Below are 6,870 nucleotides of genomic sequence, written 5' to 3'. Positions count from 1 at the left end.
CCAACTTCAACCGGAACAGCATCCAGCAAAACCGAAGTTTTACCAGGTTGACTTACATTCCGTCCATTGGCAGACGCGCTAGTTCCTAACGCAATGATCCGCAAGGCTTCATCCCTAATATTCTTCGCTGCGTTGATATCTCTATCGTTGCGACTATGACATTTAGGACAATCCCAATGACGCACGTTCAAAGGCATTTCCGATACTTTGTGAAGACAATTATTGCAAGTCTTAGAGCTAGGGAAAAAGCGATCTACTTCAATGTAGATTTTACCCAATTTCTCAGCCTTATACTTGAGCATTGTTCCAAACATTCCCCATCCAGCATCGCTAATCGATTTAGCTAAACAGTGATTGCGTACCATACCTTTGACGTTGAGATTTTCTACTGCAATGACTTGGTTTTCGTCTACTATCTTGCGGGATAGTTTGTGCAGAAAATCTTCTCGTACTCTCTTTATCTTTGAATGAACTCTGGCTACTAATCTTTTAGCCTTATGTCTGGTATTACTCCCCTTCTGTTTGCGACTAAGTTTTTGCTGTTTACGCTTGAGATTCTTGCTATGTTTCTTGAGATGCTTAGGGTTTGCATACTTGCTACCATCACTGGTTACAACAAAGTCAATCAACCCAACATCCAAGCCGATAGCTTTGCCATTAGCATCACTTTCCGGTGTTCCTAGTCCATCGTCAACCAAGATTGAAGCATAGTATTTACCGTCAGTATTTTTAGAAATAGTAACAGTTTTGACAGTGCCATCTAATGTTCGGTGAATTCGACAATGCACCTCACCAATGATTGGCAATTTGATAGAACTATCTCCTACTTTGACATTCTGAGGATAACTAATAGATTGTCTGCCATGCTTCGATTTGAAGCTAGGAAAACCGCCACGTTTATCAAAGAAGTTCTTGTAAGCAGTAGACAAGTTCAGTGCAACTACTTGGAGTGATTGGGAATAAGCATTTGTTAGCCAAGGATATTCCTTTTTGAGATTTGGGAGTAATCCTTGAATCGCACTTCTGCTTAGACCTTTACCAGTATCTTTGTATGTTTGCTGGCACAGATTCAAGCTGTAATTCCAGAACCAACGACAACAACCGAAAGCACCCGCAAAATACGTCTGCTGCTCGGCTGTTGGATAGATTCGGAATTTATAGGCTTGGTACATTATCGGTTATCGGCATCTCTGATAATATTGTAACGAAGATACTAGGAAAATGCAAGGAATTTGTTCGCTCACTCATACCCCGCCTCTGTTGTCGAGAGCTGCGCTTGTCGATTTGGTCGGCGGGGCAATCCCTCCCTCACTCGCCTTTCATCCCGCCGCCAAGGTGAGTACACCTATGGACGGGGGAATTCCCGTCTGTCCAGTTAAAAAATTATTCCTTCGATCGGGGGATTATTAGGGTCGATCGGAAACCTAGTCTGCACGTAGGGTTTTACCTCATCGTCCATGTCTTCTATTATACTCTGGCGACACTCAGGGATGTCATCGATATCGACCCCTCCAGCTAGAGCGTCACTAATACTATCGTACTCATCAAGGGGGTTGGAGTCTCCGTATAGGTCGAAATTTGGGTCTGGCATGTTAATGATGATGTGCTTGCCCACCAATTGTAGCAAATTAGTCGATCGCTTCTTGCTGAGTATCCAAAGCCTTTGCGCTTACGCGGATCGGTTTTAGGGTCTATCTGTCGTGAATGGCTACTCCCTAAATATTTCTAAAGCCACCCTTTAATAGTTAACTAAAAAACATGAGTCACGACATTAGTAATCTCAATTTAAGTCAACTACAAGAACTAAAATCTTCGATCGATATCACGATTGAGTTTTTCACGGGCTATGACAATTACATCGCGGCGTTGAGGCTACTCAAAAAGATCGATCTAGAAATAAGCGATCGAACAAAAGTAACTCACTAATAACGTCCAAAATAAGCGATTGAGGGACAAACAAGCCTCTATCGCTTACGCAAATCAATTTTAGAATCTACTATTACTAACATCAAAAACCATGACTACTTATACTTCTACTCAGACTGCTAAATTCGTCCGCGCCGAACTAAAATCTGCTTTCCCAAAGCAGAAATTCTCTGTAACTTCTAGCCGCCACAGCATCGATGTCTCCTGGTTCGATGGTGCCAGCACCAAGGAAGTTGCTGCCATCACCGATAAATTTGGCGGCATGGAATTCGATGGAATGCGCGACTGCGATACTTTCCAGAAAACAATGGTTAATGGTGAACAAGTGTTGTATTACTGCTACGCACCAAATCTCCACCACCGCTTTACCCACTCATTCGCCCAGAAGGTAGTTGCAAAAGCATTACAGCTCAAACCCTACCTCCAGCTCGAAATTATCGGCTACGATACCCACGCCGCGATCGATTATACCGATGGTTGGAATGGGTTAACTCGTAGTAACATGGCTGAAATCATTGATAATGTCAGCGAGAGTAATCTCCAAGACTTTTCAATCCCAAGCCAAATCGCAATCCTAGGAGAAGCAAACGACTCCGATCTCGAAGTTGAGATTGAGATCGTCCCCATCTCGATCGTCCATGTGGAAAATGTTGAAGCCCAAGGCACCTTTCCCAGCTTCAACAAATACGATTGCTTGGATGGTTACATCGAGCAAGTACAGCCAGCACCTACAAACGTGCGGATTACCGATCGCATAGAGCTGTCTAACTCTGACTATGACATCTTCATCAACAGCCTCTTGGACGACCGAGAATGGCTAGCAGGTAAAGGTGGTAGTGGCAGTACTACCAGACCAGATATGGATAGTGATAACTTCAACTATACCGAAGCCGATTGGGTAGAGTACCGCCAAGGCGTTTACCTGCTAGTTGTCGAGGTGTTTGCTGCCGATCGTGCCGTCATCTACATTGACCCCCAGGGCTTCAATCATGCTAGGTACGTAGGTTTCCCCGTCGAACCAGCGGAACCTCTGGCGGCAAATTTCGATATCCCGATTCTCCACGGGAGAAGCTTCGCCAACGCCAACGAGCCACCAAAGACCCCACTCCAAGATCGCTACCGCCTATGGGTAACAGCCCAAATCGAACGAGGCGCGATCGACAGAATCCAAAGCTATGCTGCTTGGGCTGCTTTCCAGATGCCGATCGTGTATCAGGAATGGGTAACAGCCCAAATCGCTTTAGGATCGATCGACCAAATCGTCTCCTTTGACGACTGGGTAAAAACGATCGCCTAACCTATCAAAAAAGCCCGATCGATCTTAGTAGGATCGATCGGGTTTTTTTGTGTGAGCGAAGTCTCTTGCGCTCACGCGAATCGGCTTTAGTCTCAATTACTTCTGCCAACAGCGCATGTCGTAAACTCGCATACCACTTTCTAGATCGTGACCGCCACGGTCTGTACAGCGGTAAGTTTGCCCATCGATTTTGGTTATTCTGGCATTGTCGGGAACTGTTTCCAGGCTTTTCCGAAATCCCTCTAATTTTGCTGGCGTGTTGATCTCTCGATAATTATCGGGAAGTTCACTCCGCTTACGTCCCTTAAACATTCCTAGATCGTTAGGCTCTGAAGGCTCTGAAGCTTTTAATCCTTGAGAGCTAAATATAAATAGAAAAAACACAATCACCAATTTATTCATTACTGCCATGTTTGCTAAAATCCTCCTTTCTTTAGTTACTCTTGCTTTGACTTTCTCTATTCTTCCGACTCATGCTGATGCTCAATGTATCACGAAAAAGCAAGTATTAGCTGAGATTCAAAGAAATAGAAAAATCCGTAACCTACCTCCATTGTTCTTGGAGCCAAAGCTACCAACTACATCAAACGAGAGTGTTGATGTACTGAGATCTTTAAAAGTTGCCCCAACGATGTCGATCGCTTACAAAACGATTGCCAAAACAGTTGCACCGGAGATAAGTCCCAATATTTCTATCGATTTCGGGTTAGATCGATACGTTAATGTGGCGGTTAAACCATTTGGGTATAACTGCCTCGTTGTTGTGACTTATGGGGAGCTATTGAACCTATCACCGAACTAGATTCAATAGCTTACTGCGCGATCGATCTAATTGGATCGATCGCGCCTTTTTTTGGGAATGAAGTCCTTTGCGCTTACGCGTCTCGATTTTACAATTACCGTGAGTAAATTTATGAATCTTTTCAGGTTTACAGCAGATCCCAAGTCAACTGCCAGATTGAAAAATATTGAGTGTGTCGGTGAAAACTGCTTCGAGTACCTTACCAGCTTCTCGACAGAGACTGTGTATAAGCAGCTCAGTTATCTAGGCTTTAGGAATGTAAAAATCCATTCATTTGTTCGCGCTTGAGCAGTATTGACTACCGATCGGGGATTTAGTTAAAAACGAAATCCCTTGCGCTTACGCGGATCGGTTTTAGCCCCGCATCTATAATTATTATGAATATCCCAGAAATCATCGATCGACTAAACATGTTCAAATCCGCATCTATTATTAGGTTCGGCACTAATATTGTCGAAATTTTCTACTGCTATAGCAAGGATAACAATGTCTGGAAAATCAGCTCTCAAGCTGCTAGCTCCAAGCCATTTGGAGAAGTTAAGGCTTTATATTATATGTCGAATCTATCGACAGACGAACATATTCAAGCTACGGCTGCGGCAATCTTTCTAGACTTTCAGTACTAGCCTATTGACTCATCAAGAAGCGATCGATTGCCGATCGCTTCTTGATGAGTATCAAAAATTTACTGCTTACACAGATCGGTTTTAAATTTTTAACACAATAGTAAAATAATGATTCACACAGGAAAAATCTTAGCTGGATCTATTCAGTCAAGAATGAGGTCAGATTATTTTGCGCTTGAATTCGGTTATGGCGGTTATGGTGCGATCTTAGAATTACTAATTAAGACTGATTATTTCGGGAAAGCTATTCGATCGAGTCGAAAATCTTTACTAGCTAAATCAGCAGCTTTCAATAGTTCAACGACTCACCAGTTAGCGCAACAACTATCGTTGTTTAACTAGCCTGTTAGCTCATTGTACATATTCAGAAAATCGACTGTTATTCAATCGATCGATCGCTTCTTGCTAAGTATCTAAATCCTGCCGCTTACGCGGAGCGGCTTTAGATTTTTGTACACCATAAATTAAAATTATGAACTCGATCGATCGCGCAAAACTCGAAGCTTACATCGAATGGAACGAACAGCAATTGCAACCGAGTGATAAGCCAGATTTAGCTGGAGTCGATTTCAGCGGCGAAGATCTCAACGGAGAGGATCTGAGCGAAGCTAATCTCGTAGGTGCCAACCTCAGTGGTATGAATTTGTCACTAGGAAACCTTCAAGGAGCAAACCTCTCCGGTGCAGATCTAAGTAACGCTTCCCTTGTAGGAGCTTTTGCTGAAGGTGTGACTGCTCTCGGTACCAATTTCAATGGTGCCGATATCAACAGCATCCATTTCTGCAAAGGTAATTTCACAGGGTCTACCTTCCGTGGAACAATGGGAGACAATTGTGGGTTTCGCCATTCTGACCTGAGCAATACGGATTTCTCAAATAGCACTTTCTGCGAAGCTTTCTTCCAAGATGCAAATCTAACTGGGGCAGATCTCATTGATGCTAACTTCCGTGAGACTGGATTCAATCGCGCTAACTTCACTGGTGCCAAACTCACTTACGCCAACTTGGGCGGTGCTGACCTTTCTGGTGCGATCGGTTATGCCCCGATTTCGCAACACTCGATCGATCTCCTCGTCAAACTAGCTGATGCTGTCATCCTCAACCCCGAAAAACTTGGCTTTGGCGGCTATTACTATCTTTCTGAATGGCTGATCGATCTCGATCCTACTGCTGCTCAAATGAGGTTACTACTAGGTGGTACCGCTGGGGCGATGGCTTGCCCGATTCCTGAATTCACCGCTTTAGATAACTATAGTACTAAAATCCTCATCCTCGAATTTATGAGCATGGTAGCTGCCGATCGCGGTCGCGCTTTGAGTGCTAAATATCTCTAACATTACTCTTCCATCTCGATCGACAATAAGCGATCGAGATGGAAGTAACCCATTGAAGCACCAAAATTACTAGGAATATTCCCATGCCTCACCTAGATGCAATTCGTAACTACACAGATCATCCCAGCCGCAAGTATGACCCAATCCAATTTATTTATTTGTTAAATAACGGCTTCTATTTGGGAAGTGAGGTCAAGCTTTTCCCTATTATCTTGACTTCCATCTACTATGCAAACTTGGGCGAACCTTACCGACAATTAGCAAGGTTGGAATTCTCAACTCAGCCGATGGAACGAAATGAGTCGATCGAGATCGCTATGAAAGATGCTGCGAGGCTAATATCTTACTGCCAAAAAACTAACTACAAATTAAAGCTCGACCCAGAATTAATGAATCATCGAGAATTCTTGGCTGAATTTAATCCCCTTTAGTTCCATCCCAATTAAAGCGATCGACTGTCTAAACAGTCGATCGCTTTTTGCTATCAATTAAACCCATGCGCTTACGCGGATCGGGTTTAGATTTTCAATTATTACCCACATTCTAGGAGTCAATTATCATGGCAAAATCTAAACCCCCAGCAGTTGATAAAAATCAACTAGTGGTAGATCAGCTCATTGCTCTTTTGGAGTCTGGGGTGAAACCCTGGGCACGTCCGTGGAAGTCTACCAAAGATAGCAGGGATTTCCAAAACCTGTTCACGCGCAAAGCGTATTCAGGCATCAACCCGTTACTATGCCAAATCATTGACATACTCCCACCGCTAATCGGAGTACCGATATAGCGGGGGATTCTTGTTCCTGGTTCATCGAAGTCCACTTACCGCATTAAATTGCTTCTCAGCGACAGCGGTGGTCTTCTCCCCAGGCTTTTTACGATTGCTCGT

Annotated in this window: 11 protein-coding genes; 8 read left to right on the top strand and 3 right to left on the bottom strand. The window is 43.7% G+C overall.

The genetic code is table 11. The features are described from left to right. The coding region (locus ACEW9J_RS18120) for an RNA-guided endonuclease InsQ/TnpB family protein (protein ID WP_373546503.1) at window positions 1-1,172 on the bottom strand (1,172 nt) is incomplete at its 3' end. Window positions 1,173-1,375: 203 nt separating this feature from the next. Next, window positions 1,376-1,591 (bottom strand): hypothetical protein, encoded by a 216-nt coding sequence (locus ACEW9J_RS18115; RefSeq protein ID WP_373546502.1) that lies wholly within the window; start codon window positions 1,589-1,591, stop codon window positions 1,376-1,378. A gap of 167 nt (window positions 1,592-1,758) precedes the next feature. On the opposite strand from ACEW9J_RS18115, the gene ACEW9J_RS18110 reads away from it, so the two are divergent. Together ACEW9J_RS18110 and ACEW9J_RS18105 are read left to right on the top strand one after the other, a co-directional pair. Further along, on the top strand, window positions 1,759-1,926 hold the full coding sequence (locus tag ACEW9J_RS18110) for a hypothetical protein (RefSeq protein ID WP_373546501.1): 168 nt from the start codon (window positions 1,759-1,761) through the stop codon (window positions 1,924-1,926). Between the two features lie 91 nt (window positions 1,927-2,017). Then, entirely contained in the window at window positions 2,018-3,223 is a 1,206-nt protein-coding gene (locus ACEW9J_RS18105) for an LPD29 domain-containing protein (RefSeq protein ID WP_373546500.1), read from the top strand. 96 nt (window positions 3,224-3,319) lie between these two features. Here the strand turns inward: ACEW9J_RS18105 and ACEW9J_RS18100 are convergent, their stop codons facing one another. Continuing rightward, complete coding sequence (locus ACEW9J_RS18100) at window positions 3,320-3,634, bottom strand: hypothetical protein (protein WP_373546499.1); 315 nt, start codon at window positions 3,632-3,634, stop codon at window positions 3,320-3,322. Between ACEW9J_RS18100 and ACEW9J_RS18095 the strand changes: the two genes are divergently transcribed. The 6 genes from ACEW9J_RS18095 (at window position 3,633) to ACEW9J_RS18070 (ending at window position 6,768) form a co-directional block, all read left to right on the top strand. Continuing rightward, window positions 3,633-4,025 carry a hypothetical protein gene (locus ACEW9J_RS18095; protein ID WP_373546498.1) on the top strand — a complete coding sequence of 131 codons (393 nt, stop codon included), beginning with the start codon at window positions 3,633-3,635 and terminating at the stop codon, window positions 4,023-4,025. The genes ACEW9J_RS18100 and ACEW9J_RS18095 overlap by 2 nt on opposite strands. 377 nt (window positions 4,026-4,402) lie before the next feature. Continuing rightward, window positions 4,403-4,651, top strand: coding sequence for a hypothetical protein (locus tag ACEW9J_RS18090; RefSeq protein WP_373546497.1), 249 nt, complete (start codon window positions 4,403-4,405; stop codon window positions 4,649-4,651). Between the two features lie 153 nt (window positions 4,652-4,804). Then, the gene (locus ACEW9J_RS18085; protein ID WP_373546496.1) at window positions 4,805-4,993 is read left to right on the top strand and encodes a hypothetical protein; all 189 of its coding nucleotides are present in this window, start codon (window positions 4,805-4,807) and stop codon (window positions 4,991-4,993) included. Between the two features lie 130 nt (window positions 4,994-5,123). After that, window positions 5,124-5,984 (top strand): pentapeptide repeat-containing protein, encoded by an 861-nt coding sequence (locus ACEW9J_RS18080; protein WP_373546495.1) that lies wholly within the window; start codon window positions 5,124-5,126, stop codon window positions 5,982-5,984. Between the two features lie 83 nt (window positions 5,985-6,067). Next, window positions 6,068-6,415, top strand: coding sequence for a hypothetical protein (locus tag ACEW9J_RS18075; RefSeq protein WP_373546494.1), 348 nt, complete (start codon window positions 6,068-6,070; stop codon window positions 6,413-6,415). 128 nt (window positions 6,416-6,543) lie between these two features. Then, window positions 6,544-6,768: an ArdC-like ssDNA-binding domain-containing protein gene (locus tag ACEW9J_RS18070; protein WP_373546493.1), complete on the top strand. Its 225-nt coding sequence runs from the start codon at window positions 6,544-6,546 to the stop codon at window positions 6,766-6,768. Window positions 6,769-6,870 lie beyond the last annotated feature (102 nt).

It is taken from the genome of Chamaesiphon sp. (genome assembly GCF_041737865.1).
Lineage (GTDB): Bacteria > Cyanobacteriota > Cyanobacteriia > Cyanobacteriales > Chamaesiphonaceae > Chamaesiphon.
Note: the sequence above shows the minus strand (reverse complement) of the source record. Positions and strands in the feature narration are given on the sequence as shown.